Below are 705 nucleotides of genomic sequence, written 5' to 3'. Positions count from 1 at the left end.
CGATGCATGCCCTGAAGGTAACCGCAGTCCACGATAGCAAGCAGTTTGACTATGTTCTTTCACGTGAGCCAGTCGATCTCGTGGTTGTTGACCTTAACCTAGGCCGGGAGGATGGACTTGCGATCGTCCGCAATCTGGCGACAAAATCGGATGTTCCTATCATAGTGATCAGCGGCGACCGGCTTGATGAGGCGGAAAAAGTGGTTGCACTGGAGCTCGGCGCAACCGATTTCATTCCCAAGCCTTTCGGGATGCGCGAATTCTTGGCCCGCATTCGAGTAGCGCTACGCCAGCGCATTTCTAGTCCGCGAACCAGAGAGCAGCGCTCATTTCGCTTTGGGGCCTGGAAGCTCAGCGTGAAGCAGCGGCGACTGATCTGTGCGGAGCGTGGCGAGGTCAAGCTTACCGCATGTGAGTTCAATCTCTTGATCGCATTTCTGGAGAACCCCCGCAACGTGCTATCCAGAGAACGGCTTTTGCTCGCGAGCCGTGTGCGTGGAGAAGAGGTGTACGATCGAAGTATCGATGTCCTAATCATGCGCTTGCGCCGAAAGCTGGAGGCTGATGCGGCCAACCCTCGCCTGGTCAAAACATCCCGTGGCGCAGGCTACTTCTTCAACGCTGACGTAGATGTTAGCTACGGAGGCACGTTGGCCGCGTGACAGTGAGCTATGCTGGAGATTGGGGTGACGAGGCTGATCAAGC

1 protein-coding gene is annotated in these 705 nt (G+C 56.2%); it reads left to right on the top strand.

Going from position 1 to position 705, the window contains the following annotated elements; translation table 11 throughout:
- Positions 1 to 2 precede the first annotated feature (2 nt).
- On the top strand, positions 3 to 662 hold the full coding sequence (locus NKJ37_RS31965) for a winged helix-turn-helix domain-containing protein (RefSeq protein WP_023734848.1): 660 nt from the start codon (positions 3 to 5) through the stop codon (positions 660 to 662).
- Positions 663 to 705 lie beyond the last annotated feature (43 nt).

Source organism: Mesorhizobium sp. M0140 (genome assembly GCF_040322475.1).
In the GTDB taxonomy this organism is placed as follows: Bacteria; Pseudomonadota; Alphaproteobacteria; order Rhizobiales; family Rhizobiaceae; genus Mesorhizobium.
This window is presented reverse-complemented; position numbering and strand designations above follow the sequence as displayed.